The sequence below is a fragment of the Mesorhizobium sp. STM 4661 genome (assembly GCF_000359125.1).
Lineage (GTDB): Bacteria > Pseudomonadota > Alphaproteobacteria > Rhizobiales > Rhizobiaceae > Mesorhizobium.
Window position 1 is genome coordinate 126,230 of the sequence record NZ_CAAF010000073.1, and the last position, 20,115, is coordinate 146,344.

Consider the following 20,115-nt stretch of genomic DNA (forward strand, 5'->3'; position numbering starts at 1 on the left):
CCTAGCCGGTTTTCAGAATATAATTCTGCTGCCGCAACCGCAGTTCAGCCAGCAACATCGCTTCATCGCTCGTGCCGATTAGCGTGCCGGCAATCAGCCCGGCTTCGACCGAATTGGTGGCATGGCAACCATCGGCGCAGACTTCGCCGAACACGCGTTGAAGCATGGCAAGGTCGTCCGGATACAAGTTGACATACGTCGTCGTGAATCATCGGATGATTAAGCCGGCAGTCAGCGCGCGGCAATTGTCATGTCTGGACGTATCGAGCGTCAGCCCTCGTCCTTGGTCTTTCGGGCTTCCTGCTCACCCTTGGCTTTGCCGTGCTCCTTGGCAAGGTCTTTGGCCTGCTGCGGCGAAACATCCGTTTGCTCAGCGATGCGCAAGGCTTCCTTGTCGGAAATGCGATGGTCTTTGGACGGGGTGTTGGTCATCGTAGACCTCCAAAAGGAAAGGCCCACCGAACACCGGCGGGCCTGTATTGTATCAGGCAGCTTCTGCTTGCTGATTGACGGCGGTGGTGGCGATCCCGGTCAGGGTCTCGTCGGTTGCCTTTTCTTCCTTCAGCGTCGCTTCAAGAAGCGCAACCGCATCCTTCAGGCCAAGCTCGCCGGCCCATGTCCGCATCGTGCCGTAGCGCGAAATCTCATAGTGTTCGACCGACTGCGCTGCAGCCAGGAGCCCGGCATCGAGCGCCGGCGAGCCCTTGTATTCTTCCATGATTTCCGCGCCCTCGTCGGTGATGCCGACGATTGCCGGGCAGGTCTTGCCCTGCGGCTTCTTGTCGATGATTGCGAACACCTGTTCGAGGCGGGCGACGTGGCCTTCGGTTTCGCTGCGATGCTTCTCGAAAGCGGCCTTCAGATCCGCGCTCTGGGCCGCCTTCGCCATCTTGGGCAAGGTTGCGAGGATTTTCTTCTCGGCAAAATAGATGTCCTTCAGCGTATCGTGAAACAGGTCTTCAAGCATTTTTTGTTTGGCCATTATGTTCTCCTGTTGGATTGAACCCTCGGAGCAACAATGGGCGGTTGATTGAATTGTTCCGCTCTGAATTTTACTCCCTCCCGGGACTGTCGACCTCAGCCGCTGGAGGTCGGGCCGGTGCCCGGCCTGGCCGCAAATGGCAGGCAGCTGAGTTCCACCTTTCAGAACGAATTCCGATCGAAACTACCCCATCGCGTGACGGATGGTCTTGGACAGCCGGGTCAGGAATGCCGGTCTCGACGAGGCATCGAGCTTCCACGACAGCACCGCCGTGGCCATTCTCCGCGGCAGCACGCCGACCGACAGGAACCAGGCGGCAAGCACGGCGCGCCGGCGCAGAGACGCCGTCATTTCCAGGCTGGCCACGGCGCCCGCAGCCCCCAGCGCCAGCCGGGAATCGCCGGCCACCGGGTGCTGGCGCTGGTCCGCGCAGAGCGATGCCAGCCGCTCTTCAAGATGCACCGGATCGTGGCGGACCGTATCCGACGGCACGATGGTCACGCCGACCTCGGACGCCTGCCCGGACAGCGCCTCCATGCGACGAAAATCGTGCCTCACCCGCCAGCGCGCCCGCTCGGCGAGCTTCTCGCCAAAGACCGAATGGTTGGCGCCGTGGATCCGGTAGGCGCCGACGCATTCGTCGACGGACTGCACATGCCCGTAAAGCGGCGCCAGCGTTGCAAGATAGCCATCGGCGCCCTGGCGGAATTCCGGCTCCGGTATCGGCATGATCGTTTCCAATGTCGTCCGGTCGAAGGCCAGCCCGCTGGTCACGGTCGTTTGGTAACGCCCCTTGTGCAGGAGCTTCGGCATGACGTCGCCGCTGTCGAAAGGCAGTTCGGGCGGCGGAAAGACATCCTTGATGCCTTGTCGCTTGATGCCTTGTCGTTCGTCGACGATATGCAGCCTGGATTGCACCTGGGCCGTTGCCGCGTCCCAGGTGTCCACAATCGTGGAAACGGCGGTCGGATAGAGATAGTCGTCGGCATCGAGGAAGAGCACGATCTTGCCCGAGCTTGCGGCAAAGCCGGTGTTGAAGGCCGCGGCATGCCCGCCATTCTTCTCCCGCGGGCAGGCGAGGATCCGCTCCCCGTAGGATTTCATGATTGTCGTGGAATTATCCTGCGAGGCATCGTCGACGACGACGACTTCGACATCGTCGTAGTCCTGCTCCAGGGCGCTGTCGATGCTTCGCTCGAGGAAACGCGCATAGTTGTAGTTCGGGATGATGATGGATACCGGAATCCTGTTTTGGACAGACTGCATCGCATTTGACCTCGCATCTTGCTTTGGTTTCGGCAAACCCGCACGCGGGCCTGCTCCCTCTTCAAGCGCGTCCCATGAATTCCCTGAGTGAAAGCTTGGCGCCTTCCATCAGGACGGGTCACGTCTCTTGCTTTGCGACTTCATGCCGAGGCCGCCATAGCCTTCGAGAGCTGCCGCCTGGGTCATGGTTGACGGCAGCAAGGGCTCCAACGGTTCGGCTGGGATGACACCGCAACCGGGCCCGACTGAAAGGCTTCGGTCGCGATCAGGTCGGAACCGAAGCGGACAGGCACCTTGAAGGCATGGCGAATGCTGACCTTCAAATGCGGCCGGAACAAGCCATGCACCGAAAACAGGCTCACAAGCCTGTTACATCTCAGGCAGCACGCAGCGTCGGGATGGCGCTGACATCCACTTCGCGCTCCGCGTGCCAGGCATCATAAGCGGCCTGCATCCTGAGCCAGATCGCGGCGCCATCGCCGAACATCTTCCCAAGGCGAGCGGCGACGGCCGGCGACACCGGCTTCTTCTCGCGGATGATGTCGTAGAGCTGCTGGCGCGAGATTCCGAGCAGATTGGCGATTTCCACCTTGGTCTTTCCGGTTGCCGGGATGATGTCGTCAAGCAGCGCTCCAGGGTGGGAGGGGCAGCGCTCCATCGGACGCGTCGGCTCATACACGCTCATAAATCGACTGCTCCAATCTGCCGCCTCAATGATATTGTTCGAAATCGACTTGGGCGGCATCATTGCCGTCGAATTCGAATGTGATGCGCCATGGCCCGTTGACATGCACCGTATAGCGGGTCGGGTTGAAGCCTTTCAAAGAATGGAAGTCGAAGCCCGGCATGTTCATGTCTTCCGGCTTTTCCGAGACTTCCAGACGGTCAAGCCGGACAAGGATGCGCTTGTGCATCTTGGCGTCGATCTTTCCGGTCTTTCCGGTCTGAAAGAGGTCCGCCAGCGCCATCTCCTCTCGACGCAGCGGCGTGAGACGGGCATTCTTGTGGATGTTCATTCGGACCCTCCGGTGAGTGCTGAAGCTTGGTAACTCCAGTCTCCTCGGTCCCGTCCGAATGGACAACCTCCTGAAAGCTCACACCTAGTGCAGCACTGATTGACGCTGTGCCGCCGTTTCTCCATTGTCTTTTCGCGACACTGCTTCGAGGTTCAGCCCATGAAGCGCGGTCTTGCTTTCGGTGCGATTGCCGGCGTTGCCCTGCTGTGCGGCGGCGCGTTCTTGATTGCTGGTCAATCGGCGGTCTCGCCAGAGGCAATCCAGTCATCCGTGACCCGTACCCCTGAATTGATCGACAGCGCCTGGAAGCTGCCCGTGGCCGCCACTTTCAATGCAGACGTCAAATGGCAATCAAACCGGTCACGGTGCGGTCCGGCAAGCGTCGCCAATACATTCCGCTCGATCGGTGAAGAGGAGACAACCGAAGCGGACGTCCTCGAGGGGACGGGAAAGTGCTGGACCGGCTTTTGCATCATAGGGCTCACACTCGACGAGGTCGCCGAGGTTGCTCGAACGAAGACCGGGCGGAAAGTCTCCGTGCTGCGGAATCTGACCGCCGAGGAATTCCGCGAACATATGAAGCGCGCCAATGATCCCAGCCGCCGCTACATCATCAACTTTACCCGTGAGAAGATCTTCGGCGCCGGCAGCGGCCATTTCTCGCCGATCGGCGGATATCTGGAGGCGCAGGACATGGTTTTCGTCCTCGATGTCAACGAACGCTACAAGCCATGGCTGATCGAGCGCGAACGCCTGTTCACGGCAATGGACACAGTCGATAGCGATGGCGACAAAAAGCGCGGCTTGCTTCTGATCGAATGAAAACGAGCGTGATGCGTGGCGCCGTGGTTTGGGCACGGACTGAAGCAAGGGAATAGCGGCACATTCTGTCACATTGGTTCAGGCTTTGCCGTCTCCGTCTGTCAGGAGTCTTCGCCGCACCGATTCCGATTTTCGCGGCCCTGCGCTAGATTGCCTGCAACCGCAACCGGACCGCCATCTCCATGATCGTCCAGACCTGCATCAATGGTGCGCGCCGCGCCGACTTTCACCCGCAACTGCCGCTTGATCCCGAAGCCATGGCGCGCGACGGCGCCGCCTGTGTGGCCGCCGGTGCGGCCGAGCTGCACATCCATGCGCGCGGGACGAATGGCCGCGAAAGCTTGGCGCCAGAAGCAATGGACCCGACGGTGCTCGCGCTCCGCCGCGCCTGCCCGGGAACGCTGATCGGCGTCTCCACCGGCGCCTGGATCGAGAACGACGAGGAGCGCACGCTTGTGGCCATCGCCGGCTGGCGCAAATTGCCGGACTATGCCTCGGTCAATCTCAGCGAGCCGGCGGCACCGCTCGTGATGGAGAGCCTGCGCCAGCGCGGCATCGGCGTCGAGGCGGGGCTTGCATCGATCGCCGACGCCGAGCGTCTGGTCGGCCTCGACCATGGCGGGCGCGTGCTGCGCATCCTGATCGAGATTTCGGAGCAGACGCTGGACGAGGCCTTCGCCGTGTCGGCTGGCATCGAGGCAGTGCTTGAACGGGCCGGAATACGGCGGGCGATGCTTCTGCATGGGTCCGACGCCACGGTCTGGCCGTTCGTGCAGCGGGCTGCGGAGCGACACTGGTCGACACGCGTCGGGTTGGAAGACGGCGGGGCGCTGCCGGACGGAACGACGGCGTCCGGCAATGCCGCGCTGACGGCCGCGGCGGTCGCGATATTTCGCGCAGGCAGATAGCGGCGGCCCTGCCGCGCGCCAAGGTCAGGCGTGGTACGGCACAGGGCGAGTTACTCTGCGTTTTCACTCTGCAAGAGCCGCTTCGGAGAACGCCCGAACACACGCTTGAACGCATTGCCGAAAGCGCTTTCGGAGGCGTAACCAAGCGATTGCGCCAGACCACCAACCGAAGCCCCGGATCGACGCATGGCTTCCCGGGCGCGATGCATCCGCCAGCGCGTCAGGTAGTCGAGCGGTGCCACGCCGACCAGTTCCTTGAAGCGGCGCGCAAAGCCTGAGCGCGACATGCCGATGGAAGTGGCAAGCTCATTTACCGTCCAGCCATGGCCGGGATCATTGTGCATCAGGCTGAGGGCGGCACCGACGCGTCGGTCGGTCAACGCGCCGACCCAGCCCATGCTGTCGATGCCTTGCTTGGCGACGTAAGCCCGCAACGTCTGCACGAGCAGGACGTCGCCCATGCGACGTGTCATCAGTGTCGAGCCCATCGACGCCGCATCGAGCTCTTCGTCGAGCACCGCCAGCGAGCCGCGCAGGATCGTCGCTGCCCGATCGCTTTCGGGGATGTGCATGAATTTGGGAAGGGCATCGAGCAGCAGCTGCGCGTTGCCGCCCTCGAAGACGAAGCTTCCCCCGATCAACGCCGTTTCATCGCCCCCGTAGCGGGCGATATTCGAATGCTTCCAGTCGAAGAACGAGATTCCGTCTTCGGGCCTCATGGAAAGATCATTGGTGATCACATGGGCGGGGGCGTTCGCCAGCAGAAAGGTATCGCCGGCGCTGAGCGCAAAAGGTTGTTCGCCGGGCAATTTGATCCAGCATTGACCCCGAAGAACAGCCGCGAACTTCAGCGCGGGTTTCGCCGGAAAACGGAACGACCATCGCCCGCCCGCTTCGAGACGCGTGCAGCGCGCGCTCGCGATGTCGAGAAGCGAGAGCACATCGGATAAGGGGTCAATCATGGCAAAATTGGACGATCGCGACGAAACAATGGAGCTTCGAGCATAGATAATCCAGCAGCCTTTCACAACATTAGATGGTGAAAGGAGACAATCATGTCTGGAATGAAAGGAAAAGTCATCGCAATCACCGGTGCAAGCAGCGGCATAGGAGAGGCAACTGCGCTCCTGCTGGCCGAGCGTGGGGCCAAGATGGTGCTCGGGGCACGGCGTGCTGATCGTCTTGCAGCGCTCGTCAACCGTATCGAGAGCGCGGGCGGCGAGGCAGCCTGTCTGGCGATGGACGTGAAGAAGCGAGAGGATCTCACGAAGCTCGTTGCTCTTGCCTGCGACAGGTTCGGCAAGATCGATGTTCTGATCAACAACGCGGGCATCGGCCCGATCTCCCTGCTCGATGAACTGCGCGTGGAGGATTGGGAGGAGATGATCGACATCAACATAAAGGGCCCGCTCTACGGCATCGCAGCTGCCTTGCCGGTGTTCCGCCGCCAGGGCTTTGGCCACTTCATCAACCTTCTTTCGACTGCGGGGCTGACCATCAACCCGACAATGGCAGTCTATGCCGGAACAAAGAATGCGGTTCGGGCGATTGCCGAAGGCTTGCGACTTGAAGCCGGCCCCAAGCTGCGCGTGACCAACATATCGCCGGGCTTCGTCCAGACGAACTTCCCGGACTCGATGACCAATCCGAAGATCAAGGCGGAGATGGAAAACCGCATGGGCGAAATCGCGATCACCCCCGATGCGATCAGCCGCGCCATCGCCTTCGCGATCGAGCAGCCGGCCGACGTCGATGTGAGCGAGATCGTCGTTCGACCCACAGCGCAGGCTTGATCGCTGCGCAGCTCTTGCTGTTATTAAAAGTTTCCCGTAATGTATTTTCATATCAGAAAGAAAAATCATCAATTTCTTCTCGTTTATGAAAGCTCGACCTTTGCGGGAACATCTCGATCAGACCGACCGGCGACTGGTCAAACTGCTGTCGCAGGATGCCCAACCGGGCATCAACCGTATCGCCGAGACTATGGCGATCTCGGTGCCGACGGTGCGCACGCGGCTGCGCAATCTGCTTGACCGCAACCTGCTCAAGATCGTCGGGCTGCTGAACCTGACCGAGCGCCCCGAGCTGATCTCGGCCATTGTCGGCATCAATGCGCAGGGGCGTGGCCGTGCGCGCGAGCTGGCGCAGCGCATTTCCGAACTGCCCTTTGTCAATTCGGCCGCCGTGGTCACCGGGCGCTTCGACATCATCGTCGACGTGACCGTGGCCGGCGATGTCGCCGATCTCTACCGCATCACCAGCGAACTGATCCCCGGCGCCGGCATTCCGGGTGAGGTCGTGCGCAGCGAAACCTTCGTCGTCATGGCCTCCTGCAACAAATGGGTGAGCCTGCCGGAAGGCTGCTGGTCGGAAGACGTTGCGCGTAAGGACACGCCATGAAGATCGCGGTTCTTGGCGGCCTCGGCCTGCAAGGCCGGGCGGCGATCGCCGATCTCGTCGCCAGCGACGGTGTCGAAGACGTGGTCTGCGTCGATACCGCCTCGGATGGGGCTGCCCGGCTTGGCGGCCTGACCGACCTTGCCCGTGTCCGTTTCGTCGTGCCCGAAGGAGCGATCGGCCCGGCGCTGGCCAATGTGCTGGCGGATGTCGACGCCGTCATCGACCTGTTGCCGCAGCCGCTGATGCGCGATGCCGTGCAGGCGGCGATCGCGACGCGCACGCCGCTGGTCACCACCAATTACGGCAAGGCCATCGCCGATCTGGCACCGGCGGCGGAAAAGGCCGGCGTTTCGATCATGACCGAATGCGGGCTCGACCCCGGTATCGACCTTGTCCTCTACAGCCACGCCGCCCGGCAGTTCGACGCCATCACCTCGATCGATTCCTACTGCGGCGGCATTCCCGAACCGAAGGCGATGGCCAAGCCCCTGTGCTACAAGGTGAGCTGGAACTTCGACATGGTTCTGGTGAGCCAGAACCGCGACAGCGTGCTCATCGAAGACGGCAAGCGGGTCGAGGTGCCGGCCGGCCGGCAGCACGACAACCGCTTCATCCACGAGATCGAGGTCGCGGGGCTGGGCCAACTGGAAGCCTTCCCCAATGGCGACGCGCCGCACTATGTCGAGATGCTGGCCGCCGCCAGAGGGCTGCAGCGCTCGGGCCGCTATTCGCTGCGCTGGCCGGGATGGTCGGCCTTCTGGGCGCCGTTGAAGGAGCTCGGCTTCCTCTCCGAGGACAAGGTGCCCGGCACCGGCTCGAGCCCACGCGAATTCCTTGGCCGGCTGCTCGGGCCGCAACTGCAGTACGGCGCCGACGAGAAGGACCTGTGCGTGATGCGCAATGTCTTTGCCGGCAGCGAGGGCGGCCGCCGCAAGACCGTGACCTCGGACCTGATCATCGAACGCGACCTCGCCTCCGGCCTGTTCGGCATGAGCCTCGGCGTCGGCTATCCCGCCAGCATCGTGGCGCAGATGCTGGCGCGGCGCGAAATCGCCACGCCCGGCCTGCTCAACCCACTGCTGCATGTACCCGACCGCCGCTTCCTCGACGAACTGGCCAGGCGCGGCATCCGGGTGTCCGAAACGGTCGGCTGGGACTGAGGAGACAGATTTTCGAACGGTGGCCGCCGCCGGCAACGGCGCTGCCGCTCAAAAAGCACCCCCAAAAGGGTGAAAACAACAAAGTGGAACAACAACAACAACAGGAGGAATGCCCAATGAAGATTGCCAAGCTTTTCATCGCCGCACTTGCGCTCGCCGGCCTCACCACTGCTGCCAGCGCCGGAACGCTCGACGACATCACCAAGCGCGGCGAATTGCGCGTCGCCGTGCAGACGCAGGGACCGCCCTTCTCGCTGGTTGGCGCCGCCGGCGAACGCACCGGCAGTTCGGTCGAGCTTGCCGAACTGATGGCCAAGGAAATGGGCGTCAAGATCACCTTCCTCGATTTCGACTGGGACGGGCTGATCCCGGCGCTGCTGTCGGGCAAGGCCGATCTTCTGGTCGCCGACATGACGCCGACGCTGGCGCGTGGCATGAAGGTCGCCTTCACCAAACCTTACATGTATACGGGCAGCACCGTCTTCACCAAGGCCGACAGCAAGTTCAAGACCACCGAGGACTGCAAGGCCAAGGGCACCAAGATCGCCGTGCTGCTCGGCGCCACCGGCGAGAAGGAAGCCAAGAACGCCTTCCCCGACGCCGACATCAAGAGCTACAAGGGCGGCGGCCCGCTGCTGCTCGACGCCGTCAACAACGGCCAGGCCGATTGCGGCGTCAATGACGTCTCGGCGGTCAAGGGCCAGTCGACCGCCTATCCCGCCGGCAGCTTCACCATCATGCCGGATCTGCTGTCGAAGGAGCCGCTGGCCTTCGCCACCCGCTATGACGAGCCGGACCTGCTGGTCTGGATGAACCTGTTCCTCGACCAGGTCAGCATCGACGGCCGCCTGCAGAAGAACCTCGACTACTGGGTCAATTCCGACGCTTGGAAGAAGGACCACTGACGAATAGGAGGTAGTGAGTAGTGAGTAGTGAGTAGTGAGTAGTGAGTAGTGAGTAGGAACTAGCAGTTAGGGAGCAGGGAATGGTGAATAGCCATTCCGGACACCCTCACTACTCACTACTCACTATTGCCCATTCACCAGTCACCGCCCCATGCTCGAAAACTTCAGCTTCCGCACCATCGTCGAGTATCTGCCGCTGTTCGGGCAGGGTCTCGTCACGACCGTGTGGCTGTCCCTGATTTCCTTTGCCGGGGCGCTTGCCGTCGGCATCGTGCTCAGCGCCATGAACCTGCAGCGCGGTTGGCTGTTTCGCGTCCCGGCCAAGGCCTATATCGACGCGGTGCGCGCCACGCCCTTGCTGGCGCAACTCTATTTTCTCTATTTCGGCCTGCCCCGCCTCGGCTTCGTCCTGCCCGAGCTCGTCGTCGGCATCCTGGCCCTGTCGCTGAACAGCGGCGCCTATGTCGCCGAGATCATCCGCGCCGGCATCCTGTCGATCCCGCGCGGCCAGGTGGAAGCCGGCGTCGCGTCGGGGATGACCTATGTCCAGCGAATGCGACTGGTCATCCTGCCGCAGGCGTTCAAGGTGACGATCCCGCCGCTGCTCGGGCAGGCGATCGTGCTGGTCAAGGATTCCGCGCTTTTGTCGCTGATCTCGGTCGCCGAGCTGACACGCGCCGGCCAGTTGCTCGCCTCCGACCGCTTCATGCCGGCGGAAGGCTTCATCACCATCGCCGCCTTCTATCTCCTGCTCTACTACTGCCTCAAGGGATTGGCGGCGCTGTCCGGCCGCTGGCTCGGCTTGCAGCCGGCAAGGAGCAGCACATGATCTGGCAGCAGCTGCAAAGCCTTGCAGGCAGCTATCCCCTCGCCCTGCGCGGCCTTGGCATGACGGTGGTGCTGTCGCTGATCAGCCTGGTGCTGGGCACGCTGCTCGGCTTTGGCCTCGGCATCCTCAGAACCGGCGGCAACCGGCTGATCAGCGCGGCGATCGGCGCCTGGGTCGACCTGATCCGCGGCACGCCGTTCCTGGTGCAGATCTTCCTGATCTTCTTCATCCTGCCGGAACTCGGCATAGAGCTCGACGCCTTCACCGCCGGCATCATCGCGCTGACCAATCTGGCCGCCTGCTTCATCTGCGAGATCGTCGCCGCCGGCATCCGCTCGGTGCCGACCGGCCAGGTCGAGGCGGCGCTCGCGTCCGGCCTGTCGCGCTGGCAGCGCATGCGCCAAGTGGTGCTGCCGCAGGCGATGCGCATCGTGCTGCCGCCGCTGGTCGGGCAATATGTGCTGCTCATCAAGGACTCCTCGGTGGTCTCGGCCATCGGCCTCACCGACCTCACCCGCGTCGGCTGGCTGGTGGTGCAGCGTGTGCCGAACGGCCTGCTGGTCTTCTTCCTCGTCGGCCTCGGCTATTTCATCGTCTGCTATCCCTTGATCATGCTGGCGAGACGGCTGGAGCAGCGCATGGGCGCGGCCCATGGCGAGGTGCAGTTGTGACATCGAACCCAAAGGGTCAGGCAAATATGACCAAAACCGGCATGATCGATTTTCGCGGCGTCAACAAATGGTTCGGCGCGCTCAATGTGCTCAGGGATATCACGCTGAGCGTCGAACCACGCGAGGTGGTGGTCGTCTGCGGCCCCAGCGGTTCGGGCAAGAGCACCTTGATCCGCTGCATCAACGGGCTGGAGACGATCCGCGACGGCGACCTGGTGGTCGACGGCCAGCGCCTCGGCGACCCCGCCACCAACATGACCCGGCTGCGCACCGAGATCGGCTTCGTCTTCCAGTCGTTCAACCTCTATCCGCACAAGACAGCCCTCGAGAACGTCACGCTCGCTCCCATCCATGTGCGCAAGATCCCGCGCACCGAGGCCGAGCAGGCCGGGCGCGAGCTGCTCGCCAAGGTCGGCCTTGCCGACAAGGTCGACGCCTATCCAGCACAACTGTCCGGCGGCCAGCAGCAGCGCGTGGCGATCGCCCGCTGCCTCGGCATGCGCCCCAAGATCATGCTGTTCGACGAGCCGACCTCGGCGCTCGACCCCGAGATGATCTCGGAAGTGCTCGACGTCATGGTCGCGGTCGCCGAGGAAGGCATGACCATGATGGTGGTGACCCACGAAATGGGTTTTGCCCGCAAGGTCGCCCAGCGCGCCGTGTTCATGGACGCCGGCGCCATCGTCGAAAGCGGCACGCCGGAGGAGTTTTTCTCCGCGCCGAAGACCGATCGCAGCCGGGCCTTCCTCAGCAAGATTCTAAGGCACTAGAGCCAAAATCCAAAAGTTGGCTGCCGCCAACCGTGCGCAGGGTTGCGGAATACCCTTGCTTCATCTCCGTGATGAGCCGGTGCCACAATCCCGCGGCCGAAGGGATTCTACGCCGCGATCGCCCTAAGCGCCTTGTCCATCGAGAAACTACCCGTCGTCCCGTCTTCGTAGGTCACGCCAAAACATCGAGTCGTATAGCCTGGACCGCGATCGTAAGTTGGATAGAAAGACGCGGGAAGCGATTTCAACTCCCAACCGGTCCTGGCACAGTGGTCATCATAGACTGCGCGAATATCGGCCAGATCGTCCTCGCCAAATTGCTGCTTTATCTCTCGGTCATCCAAAATCCGGGAAAAATGCTCTTTGGCAGCGGTGACGGTTGCAAAGGTTCGCCCCGACCTGAGAGACACTGACTTCGACACGGTTACCTCCTCGAAATGCTTGGTTTGTAGGATCAGATACGCGGCGTAATCCGCGCGGCTGTCCGAATATCGGCGATTTGCGTACCGAGGGCCTGCAGATTTTGACGCATGTCGTTGAACACCGGCTGCTCGGCATCGGGATCGCTGATCGTGACGATAGCTGTGAAGGGCACACCTTCCTCGGGCATCGCCTCACCTGCTCGGGTCAGGTAATCGACGAACAAGCGCCAGTTCGAAGATGGGCCGACGCCTTGCGGGAACGTCTTGGCGAGAACCTTGACCGGGCTCCACTTCAGATCGTGCTCAATCAATTCCGCTTCGACCGCCGGCGATTCGCGTTTCGTGGGGAGATAGAGCGGCTCAAGCCGTCCTTTCCATCCACCGCCCGCCTGCTCCTGCTGCAGTGTCGCGTTGATATTGACGCGGACGAACTCCGAACCGAATCTTGCGTCAAGCGGTGGCGTAGAGACGAGTGTGATCTTCGCTCGGCCGCGGCACCTGCCGCCTTGACCGACCAGCGAGGCGGGCCATGGAAACCGGAAGTTGATCTGCTGGTCGCGCCTGATTCGGGATGCGAAGACGAGCGTGATCGCATGGTCGCCGGTCTCGAGTATCCGGTCAGCGGATGGCGGCATGCCGAAGCCGACCATGTGCCGCGCAATGGGTGCAAGCGCCGTGGCCTGCAATGGCACCGGCATCTGCGCGTGGTGGACGAGCAAACCGATCAGAGTCTCGCGCGAGACCTCTCCCTCAATCGCGTGGTCAAGCACGGCGGCGGTTTTTGCGACAAGCGGCGAAGCGTAGCTCGTGCCACATCCGTCGATGATCGTTCCGTCGGGCAGGATCGAGAACAACCCATGCCCGAGCGTCGGATGCTGGGAACCCGATCCGCCAATATGGGCCAGGTCAGGCTTCACCCCGGCGCGCAGGCCAGGCCCCCGCCGGCTGAAACGCGTCGGTGCAAAGGGCACACAGCCGTCATGTCCTGGCGGATTCAGCGCGGCCACAGCGACATTGCGGGCGCTTTCCGCAGGCGTGAGCAAGCCGTCGTTGCGGACGTTGACCAAGCTAGCGAGAGCCGCAGTGGAGTCTGCGGGCCACTCGGCGCGGAGATCCTGGGGTTGGATATTGCCGGCCGAAATGAACACCACCGCGTTGTTGGTCTCCGCAATCTGGTCGAGCCGCGCCGCGTGAGGGCTGTATCGGTCCGGTGCGGCGGGCTGAAGGATGTTGAGGCTCATGTTGAACACCCGCACCCCGTGGCGAGCGCGGGCATCCGAGACGGCTGACTCCATCTCGTCGAAAAACTGCGGCAGGCCGTCCGGATAATAGGAAGCAAAGGCCCCAGCCTTGCGCTCGTTCGGGAAGACGGCAAGGTCGACCAACTCCGTGCCGTCCGGCTCCGGGCAGGTTGCGGCGCCATTCAATGCGCCACCGACGGCGGCCAGACCACCGATGAAGGTGCCATGAGCGAGATCGACGTCTTCGTCGGCGAGGATGTCCCAACGGCCGATCACCCAGTCCGACAGCGCCTCACTGATTCCACCATCAATAATGCCCATGCGGGGATGAGTGCGTCGGCTATCACGGACTGGAATGGTGACATCGGTTGGTCGAAAGCGCTGGGTTGGCGCGGACGGACTGACAGCCCGAACAACGATGCCAGGCAGTTCGATCCGCCGAACCAGTGGATGGCGGTCAAGAAAGGCGAGAAGCCGGGCATGGCGATCGACGTCGGGGTTAAACACAGCCAGTTCGCGACGACGCTCGCCGACCAGCGCCTCATTCAACCGCAGGACAGGATGATTGCTCGATTGGTCGAGCCGGACCGAAAGGATCGGCTGCTTGTTCCGATGACTTGGCAGCCGCTCGACCGAGAGTCCGCGTTCCAGGGCATTGAAGCCCGCGATGAAACTTTCGGCGAGGCGACGGTGACCTGCATCGAGGCGATCCCACTCGGAGCGCGGCGGTGGGTTGTCAAACAACTCAACTTGATAGGCGCTTCCGGTCATCGGGTTTGAAAGCCACGCAACGGCCTCCTCTGCTGAAAAGCTGCGACGGTCAGCCGGCCCGTAAAGCTCTATATGGTCAATCGCGCCTGTCTCGCTTTTTCGCGCGGACGGATGTGGCTCATCCTTTTGCTTTTGTTCGTTGAACCGCATCTCGGTGTGGGTTTCTGCCCTTGCCATCTCAGCCGCGACTTGCCGAAGCGTGCCGGGTCTCGCTTCGACGATCATGACGCCGAGATCGCCACCGCCCACGACGGGCGTGCGATTGTCGCGAAAGAGGCTTGCAACAGGCCGATGACTCTTGGCCCATGCATCGCGGCGCAAAACGACCTTCACATAGCCGACGTCGCCCTGCGACTGAGCGCTGAGCACGCCCGAAATCGTGTCAAGCTGGCTCAGCAGGGCGTTTCTATGGATCACAAACTCGGCATCGCGGTGCGCAAAGAAATCCTTTCGCCCGCCACCGCCGCCAGCCTCGCGGGCTTCTTCGTAATTTTCTGGATTGAGCACAATCTGGATCGGGCTAGCCATTCGCCACCTCGCCCTCACCGGACTTGGTTGCTCGGCCGAGCTGGCGGCTCACTGTCGACTTGTCCTTGCCGGCGATCTCGCCAATGTCGGCCATTGAAAAGCCCAGGATCGGATCGTCCCGCATCGCGCGAAACAAATTGCTCGAATCGTCAAACAGCAGCGCGCGGCGCTCACTTTGAACACGGGCCGCGTTCAACGTTGCGAACTGGCGCAACGTGTCGAGCAATCCCCGCCTGTCCTCTTCTCGAACGGTCGTGGCCTTCTTGTACGTCCGCACGAGAGATTCAATCTCCGCCCCGGTGGACCCCTCGGTAAACCACGCAATCAGCCGTAAATGGATGTCGGGAGCTTTCACGGGCGGCATGAAATACGCCGCAATCGCCTTTCTCATCTCAAAGTCCGGTTTGGGGATTTCGAGTTGAACCTCGAACCGCCGCCAGACGGCCATGTCGAGTAGCTTGGGATGATTGGTGATCCCGATGGTGAAACCAACATCCCGGCGCGCATCGAGGTTCTGCAGCAGCGCGTTCACGACGCGCTTTATCTCCCCCACTTCCTGCGGGTCATCGCGGACCTTCGCGATCGCATCGAACTCGTCCAGCAGGAGAATGCAACGATGGCGGTTCGCGAATGTGAACAGATTGCCGATGTTACGTGCCGTGGTCCCCAGGAAGGACGATACGAGGCCGTCCAGTTTCACCAGTACGATTGGTAAATCAAGCTGCTGAGCCATCCACAACGCCAACCGCGTCTTGCCGGTGCCTGGCGCGCCATAGATGAGGCAGGTCTTCGATGGCCGGATATCGATCTCGGTCAGGGCATCGAAATTGGCCCATTCCTCGATGATAGTCCCGATGGCCTGGCTGACCGTCGCATTGAACAGTGGCGCGGCCGGTTGAATGTCCGCCGGGAAGATCACGTCAGCCAGCGCTGCGGCCGTCTCTCGATCGACAGGGACGGACGTGTTGCGACGCAGTATCTCGCCAGGAATTTGAGCCTTAGAACGCTCAATGCGGCTCGGCGAAAGCTCCTTTGTCCGATCCGCCATTGTAAGGATGCTCGTAAGCGTGGCGGCCTGCTTTGAATCCCCTTCCTTGGCCAAGGCGTCGCGCAAGCGCTCGATTTGCTTGCGCGAGGCCGGCGACGCGTCGGCTATCGCAGCTCGGCAAAGCGCTTGCACGATTGTGAAATAATCCATGTTGGTCCTTTGCGCTTAGTTGCACAACATAGCGACAACGATGCATGTACATCAAAAATTGGTGCAACTCAAGACATATTGTTGCATCATTTAGACGTTTCGGTGCGAAATTGAATAGCGGCATAGGGCCGATTTCTAGCTGCCCCGACATCTGTGGCGCTGGTGAATCAGACCGAGGCGGCAGATGTCGGCCAGCTCATCGCCGCTTCAACAAGGTGGCGAGAAGAAAGCCTTCCGGTGCGTCCGAGCCTGCCTTGATCTGACCGGGGATGACCGCGCCCGTCGGCGGATCATTGAGCGCATCGGGTGGGACTTGCTGAGCTTCATCGTCTGTCTTTTCGATGAGACGGTTGGGGTGCTGCATGAAAGCGACCACCTGTGAAAGTCTGCTTCGGATCAGATCGCGTCTTCCCCGCGTCCCTCACAGCGTCGCCAGCCGCGAATTTGTCATGGTTTTTCCATAGGCTAGCCGCAGCGTCCGCTTCTCCTCCAGCGCAACGATGACACTTGTGGCAAAATCCGTTTTGTACATGACGGCGAGCCGTGTCAGCCCGCCTGGCGTGAAGACGTTGATCTCCAGAAGTTTGTCCCCGACGATGTCGAGCCCAACCAGAAACATGCCGTCGTTGATCAGTTTGGGGCGCACCATCTCGGCAATGCCCAACATCGTGTCCGTTACCTTGACTTTGCGGGCTGTTCCGGCGGCATGGATGTTGGACCGGATGTCGCCCTTGGCTGGAATGCGGCGAAAGGCTGCGTAATTGCCGTCGCGCACCAGCGGCAGGCCGTTCAGCAGGAAAAGACGCACGTCACCAGCCTTGGCTTCCGGAATGTAGACCTGCGCGATGAGATAGCCGTCACCGCTGGCCGCTTCGAAAATCTGGTTGAGGTTGGAATCGGTAGGCGTCGCAATATGGAAGACGTTCTTGCCCCCCGACCCCTGGAGTGGTTTGACGATGCAGCCCTTCGAGTGCTTGTCGATAAATGCGCGGATCTCGGTAATACTGCGCGATATCAGGGTAGCCGGCCTGACCGCCTCGGGAAAAGACTGAAGGTAGAGCTTGCTCTGTGCCTGCCCTAGACCGTCCGGATCGTTGACGACAATGACGCCGCGTTCCGCCGCGAGCCGCCCGAACATAACGCCTGCGTTGGCGGCCCATGGTCGATCGCTTGCGTCCAGCGACGGGTCGTTGCGCAGAAACACAATGTCGATATCGCTTATCGCGAAGGTTTTTTTCTGCTTCGCGGCATCCTTCAGGGCGGCATGCAGTCTGTCTGATGTCTTGTAGGGAGCGTCCGGCAGAACCGCGACGCTGGCAGCCAGACTGTCATCCGGACGCAGTATGAAGTCGCCGGGTTCAACATAGACGACGGAATGGCCGCGCTGGACCGCAGCCAGCGCCAACGCTGTCGTCGTGTAGCCGGGCGTCTCGCTCTCAATGGAATTGACAAAGAACGCAATGCGCATCGAGGAGACTCCGCTCAGGTTTCAACCATATCGATCGGACCGATTCCCGCCATCGCTTTCTTGAGGCGCGAACGCGCCGCGTCGGAAGACAGAAACGCAGGTTCGAGGCGCGGCGCCCGCAGCAAGCCGCGCGCGTTGAGTTCCTGGATCGCTCCGAAATGCGCGGCGGAGATCTTGCCGATCCAGAACGGCGTGAGGCTGCCGCCACCCTTCAGATGATCGAGGACCTGCACCACGCCGCGCAGATAGATGGCGTCTTTTGCCAGGCCCCCGCCTCGATAGACACGCAGCACGACGTTGAAGGCGCTGCGCTCGTCGAGACCGAAATCCCTGTGGAGAATGCGGAAGGTTTCCTCGAACGTTGCGCCGTCGAGCATCGCCCGACAGGCGATGACCCTGGCCGCGATCAGCCTCAACCGCGCTGCCGTCATGCCACCGACCAGATACTCCGCCAGCACGGCCAGTCCCTCCTGCATGCCCTCATAGCCGGCGAGCCCGTTGCGGAAGATGGTGAGCCCCTGCGCATCGCCGTTGAAATAGGTCAGCAGGTGAACACCGATCTCGTGATTGAGCAGCGCAGTCAGACGCTCCGGTGGAAGGTTCGTATCGCGCGAAACCAGCAGCCGGTTTCGAGAGACAAGGAGGCCGGCCGGCAGGTCGCCGCGAATTTCCACGGAAGCATCGAATTCGGGATAGGCTGCCCGGTATCCGGCGATCATGTCTCGCGCGGCCGCGGCGACAGCGTCGGCGCCCAGGCCCTTCCGCCGGGCCGCCGAAGCAACTGGCGGTATCTTTTCGAGAACAGTGCGTGCCCTCGCCGCCAAGCCCGGCTCGACGCTGCCATAGAGTGCTCGTCCGAGTTCGACGAAGCGCGGCGTTTCGCGTGCCGCGAGCATCGACAGCTGCAGATCGAGTTCCTGCTGCTTTTCGGAGAGCAGCTTGGCCAGGAGCGGATCTTCCAGATGATCGAGCGAGACCGAATAGAGCTTCCGTTTCTGGGCGGCGACCTCGAACTCGAGCGGCCTGTAGAGCAGTACGGGCACACGCTCGAAGGCGCCTGCCTGGAATTCCAGCCATGCTGGTTCGGCATTGATCGGTGTGACGGCAAGCAGAAAATCGAATGTCGACGCGACGTTGTCGATCGCCCGATCAGCGCGCACGACTGCGTCGATATAGGCGCGCCGCCCCAGCGAACGATGGGTTGCCGGCTGTTCCAGCCTTGATGCCTTCAGGAAGGCGCTGACGGCCTGAAGCGCGGAATCGACCATGTTGGCGACGACGAGGTCGTGGAGTTCAGGGTAGACGCGCTTCGTGCCTGGCACCCGGTAGATCGGTGCGAAGCGTACCGTCAGGCACGCCTCGTCACCGAGATCATCCCAGAGCCGTGCTTCGGCGCGTGTCGTGGGGTTGAGTTCTTCCACGCGGGGCGTGCGGTACTTTGCTTCGCGTGCGGACGCAGCGGTGGCGAAGCGCTCGAGTGCCGCCTTCTCCGCCGCCGTGTCGCCGCAGGCCAGTGCAATCTCGAAAGGCGGCAGGAACGGAACATCCTCCGTCAGGAACCGGTCTTCGGTCAACTCGCCGATGTCCAGCACGAGGAAGGCGCCGCAGTGATCGCGCATCCTTCGCGCCACCAGCCGCGCGACCTCGCCGGCGAGGCCAATGTCGGCCGCGATCAGATAGGACGCGTTGGCGGAGACGGCATGGAACGCCGCATCCTGATGCGACCCCACATGGACACACAGAAAGGGCAGCGGCCGATCCATGTGCAAACGGTTGCCATTGCCGAACTCGCGGCGGATCGGCTTGCCGTCCCGGAAAAGCGCATCCAGGTCCGCTTCGATCTCCGCCCGCGGAGACGCGGGCTCGACGAGCTTCGGCTTCATGTCATGCCTCGCAGCGCGGCCTCAAGAACGGGCACCGTGGACGCCAGCATGGCGCGTAGCCGCTCGATTGCTTCCCAGTCGGGATCGCCGCTCCATTCGTCCATGAAAATCTTCTTGAACTCGACCGCGATGGCGCACCCGTTTTCCAAGAAATTGGCGTGGACGAAACGGGTCTGTTCGCCCTTGCCCTGGAAGGACAAATTCTCGCGCACGTCGATCGGCTCGCCGTTGAGACGCTGGCCGCGAAGCGTCTCGATGAAAGCGCCGACGACCGGTGCCCAGCGCTCGCGATCCATGGAAGACGTGCCAATGTTGATATCGGGTGCGACGTCGCGAGACGTAGGCATAGCCTTCGGTCCGTCGCGCCGGTGATTATAGCTGTGGACGTCGACAAGAACGAACTTGCCATAGCGCTTCTCGATACCGGCAAGGACACGGTTCAGCTCACCGTAGAAGGCGTCGTGAAAGGAGAGAGACTCCTTAACGATGTCGTCGGCCGGCTGCTCACGCCAGACTCTCAGGCCCCAGGACTGGTCCGGCGACCGGTAGACCGCGGCGTCGCGCGCGCGGTTCAGATCTACTTGGAAGCGCGACCGATGAACGATGATCTGGGTGGGAAAATCGGCGATGAAGCGCTCGGTGAACGGGTCCTCTTCTCGACGCCGGTCGGAATCGGAGAGACACATGAGCGATCGACAAGCCTTACCCACGTCGGTGCCGCTGTGGATAGCTGTACCTACTATTGGCGACTCTCCGAGCTTGATCGTCCAGCCTGCCAGCGATCCGCCCGGATCATTGTTGCCCGGATCATTGTTGGAAGTCATCGTGTTCACAGTCCATCGAATGCGGGAGAGTGTGAACGGTTCCGGTTTATC

Annotated in this window: 23 protein-coding genes; 10 read left to right on the top strand and 13 right to left on the bottom strand. The window is 61.9% G+C overall.

The annotated features are described in order from the left end of the window. Position 1 precedes the first annotated feature (1 nt). The 6 genes from MESS4_RS24850 to MESS4_RS24875 form a co-directional block, all read right to left on the bottom strand. Positions 2 to 166 carry a hypothetical protein gene (locus MESS4_RS24850; RefSeq protein ID WP_157385666.1) on the bottom strand — a complete coding sequence of 55 codons (165 nt, stop codon included), beginning with the start codon at positions 164 to 166 and terminating at the stop codon, positions 2 to 4. A gap of 104 nt (positions 167 to 270) precedes the next feature. Beyond that, positions 271 to 432, bottom strand: coding sequence for a hypothetical protein (locus MESS4_RS34090; RefSeq protein WP_006336973.1), 162 nt, complete (start codon positions 430 to 432; stop codon positions 271 to 273). A gap of 52 nt (positions 433 to 484) precedes the next feature. After that, the gene (locus MESS4_RS24855; protein WP_006336975.1) at positions 485 to 982 is read right to left on the bottom strand and encodes a ferritin-like domain-containing protein; all 498 of its coding nucleotides are present in this window, start codon (positions 980 to 982) and stop codon (positions 485 to 487) included. A 183-nt stretch (positions 983 to 1,165) separates the two neighbouring features. Beyond that, complete coding sequence (locus MESS4_RS24860; protein WP_006336977.1) at positions 1,166 to 2,248, bottom strand: glycosyltransferase family 2 protein; 1,083 nt, start codon at positions 2,246 to 2,248, stop codon at positions 1,166 to 1,168. Positions 2,249 to 2,624: 376 nt separating this feature from the next. Next, on the bottom strand, positions 2,625 to 2,933 hold the full coding sequence (locus MESS4_RS24870; protein WP_006336981.1) for a HigA family addiction module antitoxin: 309 nt from the start codon (positions 2,931 to 2,933) through the stop codon (positions 2,625 to 2,627). A gap of 25 nt (positions 2,934 to 2,958) precedes the next feature. Next, positions 2,959 to 3,216, bottom strand: coding sequence for a type II toxin-antitoxin system RelE/ParE family toxin (locus MESS4_RS24875; RefSeq protein ID WP_036242066.1), 258 nt, complete (start codon positions 3,214 to 3,216; stop codon positions 2,959 to 2,961). A 207-nt stretch (positions 3,217 to 3,423) separates the two neighbouring features. On the opposite strand from MESS4_RS24875, the gene MESS4_RS24880 reads away from it, so the two are divergent. Both MESS4_RS24880 and MESS4_RS24885 read left to right on the top strand, forming a co-directional pair. Continuing rightward, entirely contained in the window at positions 3,424 to 4,086 is a 663-nt protein-coding gene (locus tag MESS4_RS24880) for a phytochelatin synthase family protein (RefSeq protein ID WP_006336984.1), read from the top strand. A gap of 182 nt (positions 4,087 to 4,268) precedes the next feature. Then, a complete protein-coding gene (locus tag MESS4_RS24885; protein WP_006336985.1) occupies positions 4,269 to 4,994 on the top strand; it encodes a 3-keto-5-aminohexanoate cleavage protein in 726 nt (241 codons plus the stop codon). Positions 4,995 to 5,044: 50 nt separating this feature from the next. Here MESS4_RS24885 and MESS4_RS24890 read toward each other — a convergent pair whose 3' ends face one another. Next, a complete protein-coding gene (locus MESS4_RS24890; protein WP_006336990.1) occupies positions 5,045 to 5,956 on the bottom strand; it encodes an AraC family transcriptional regulator in 912 nt (303 codons plus the stop codon). 93 nt (positions 5,957 to 6,049) lie between these two features. On the opposite strand from MESS4_RS24890, the gene MESS4_RS24895 reads away from it, so the two are divergent. From MESS4_RS24895 to MESS4_RS24925, 7 genes are all read left to right on the top strand, one after another. Further along, on the top strand, positions 6,050 to 6,787 hold the full coding sequence (locus tag MESS4_RS24895; RefSeq protein ID WP_006336991.1) for an SDR family oxidoreductase: 738 nt from the start codon (positions 6,050 to 6,052) through the stop codon (positions 6,785 to 6,787). 100 nt (positions 6,788 to 6,887) lie between these two features. Then, a complete protein-coding gene (locus tag MESS4_RS24900) occupies positions 6,888 to 7,394 on the top strand; it encodes an Lrp/AsnC family transcriptional regulator (protein ID WP_036242025.1) in 507 nt (168 codons plus the stop codon). After that, positions 7,391 to 8,554, top strand: a complete 1,164-nt coding sequence (locus MESS4_RS24905; RefSeq protein ID WP_006336993.1) for a saccharopine dehydrogenase family protein — start codon at positions 7,391 to 7,393, stop codon at positions 8,552 to 8,554. Before MESS4_RS24900 ends, MESS4_RS24905 begins: the two co-directional genes overlap by 4 nt. 116 nt (positions 8,555 to 8,670) lie before the next feature. Further along, complete coding sequence (locus MESS4_RS24910; RefSeq protein WP_006336994.1) at positions 8,671 to 9,459, top strand: ABC transporter substrate-binding protein; 789 nt, start codon at positions 8,671 to 8,673, stop codon at positions 9,457 to 9,459. A 151-nt stretch (positions 9,460 to 9,610) separates the two neighbouring features. Further along, positions 9,611 to 10,288, top strand: coding sequence for an amino acid ABC transporter permease (locus MESS4_RS24915; RefSeq protein ID WP_006336996.1), 678 nt, complete (start codon positions 9,611 to 9,613; stop codon positions 10,286 to 10,288). Further along, positions 10,285 to 10,959: an amino acid ABC transporter permease gene (locus tag MESS4_RS24920; protein ID WP_006337003.1), complete on the top strand. Its 675-nt coding sequence runs from the start codon at positions 10,285 to 10,287 to the stop codon at positions 10,957 to 10,959. The genes MESS4_RS24915 and MESS4_RS24920 overlap by 4 nt, the downstream gene beginning before the upstream one ends. Before the next feature lie 26 nt (positions 10,960 to 10,985). Next, entirely contained in the window at positions 10,986 to 11,729 is a 744-nt protein-coding gene (locus tag MESS4_RS24925) for an amino acid ABC transporter ATP-binding protein (protein ID WP_006337004.1), read from the top strand. Between the two features lie 107 nt (positions 11,730 to 11,836). Here MESS4_RS24925 and MESS4_RS24930 read toward each other — a convergent pair whose 3' ends face one another. The 3 genes from MESS4_RS24930 to MESS4_RS24940 are packed head-to-tail and all read right to left on the bottom strand — an operon-like array spanning position 11,837 to position 15,889. Continuing rightward, positions 11,837 to 12,151, bottom strand: a complete 315-nt coding sequence (locus tag MESS4_RS24930) for a hypothetical protein (protein ID WP_006337005.1) — start codon at positions 12,149 to 12,151, stop codon at positions 11,837 to 11,839. A gap of 32 nt (positions 12,152 to 12,183) precedes the next feature. Then, positions 12,184 to 14,691: a S8 family peptidase gene (locus tag MESS4_RS24935; RefSeq protein WP_006337006.1), complete on the bottom strand. Its 2,508-nt coding sequence runs from the start codon at positions 14,689 to 14,691 to the stop codon at positions 12,184 to 12,186. Continuing rightward, on the bottom strand, positions 14,684 to 15,889 hold the full coding sequence (locus MESS4_RS24940) for an ATP-binding protein (protein ID WP_006337007.1): 1,206 nt from the start codon (positions 15,887 to 15,889) through the stop codon (positions 14,684 to 14,686). Before MESS4_RS24940 ends, MESS4_RS24935 begins: the two co-directional genes overlap by 8 nt. 184 nt (positions 15,890 to 16,073) lie before the next feature. On the opposite strand from MESS4_RS24940, the gene MESS4_RS34095 reads away from it, so the two are divergent. After that, positions 16,074 to 16,271: a hypothetical protein gene (locus MESS4_RS34095; RefSeq protein WP_036242026.1), complete on the top strand. Its 198-nt coding sequence runs from the start codon at positions 16,074 to 16,076 to the stop codon at positions 16,269 to 16,271. A gap of 39 nt (positions 16,272 to 16,310) precedes the next feature. Here the strand turns inward: MESS4_RS34095 and MESS4_RS24950 are convergent, their stop codons facing one another. Genes MESS4_RS24950 through MESS4_RS24960 form a run of 3 tightly spaced genes read right to left on the bottom strand, consistent with a single transcriptional unit; the run spans position 16,311 to position 20,064 of the window. Next, on the bottom strand, positions 16,311 to 17,357 hold the full coding sequence (locus MESS4_RS24950) for a glutathione synthetase (RefSeq protein WP_006337010.1): 1,047 nt from the start codon (positions 17,355 to 17,357) through the stop codon (positions 16,311 to 16,313). A 14-nt stretch (positions 17,358 to 17,371) separates the two neighbouring features. After that, a complete protein-coding gene (locus MESS4_RS24955; protein WP_006337011.1) occupies positions 17,372 to 19,240 on the bottom strand; it encodes a flavohemoglobin expression-modulating QEGLA motif protein in 1,869 nt (622 codons plus the stop codon). Beyond that, a complete protein-coding gene (locus tag MESS4_RS24960) occupies positions 19,237 to 20,064 on the bottom strand; it encodes an N-formylglutamate amidohydrolase (protein WP_006337012.1) in 828 nt (275 codons plus the stop codon). Before MESS4_RS24960 ends, MESS4_RS24955 begins: the two co-directional genes overlap by 4 nt. Positions 20,065 to 20,115: the final 51 nt, after the last annotated feature.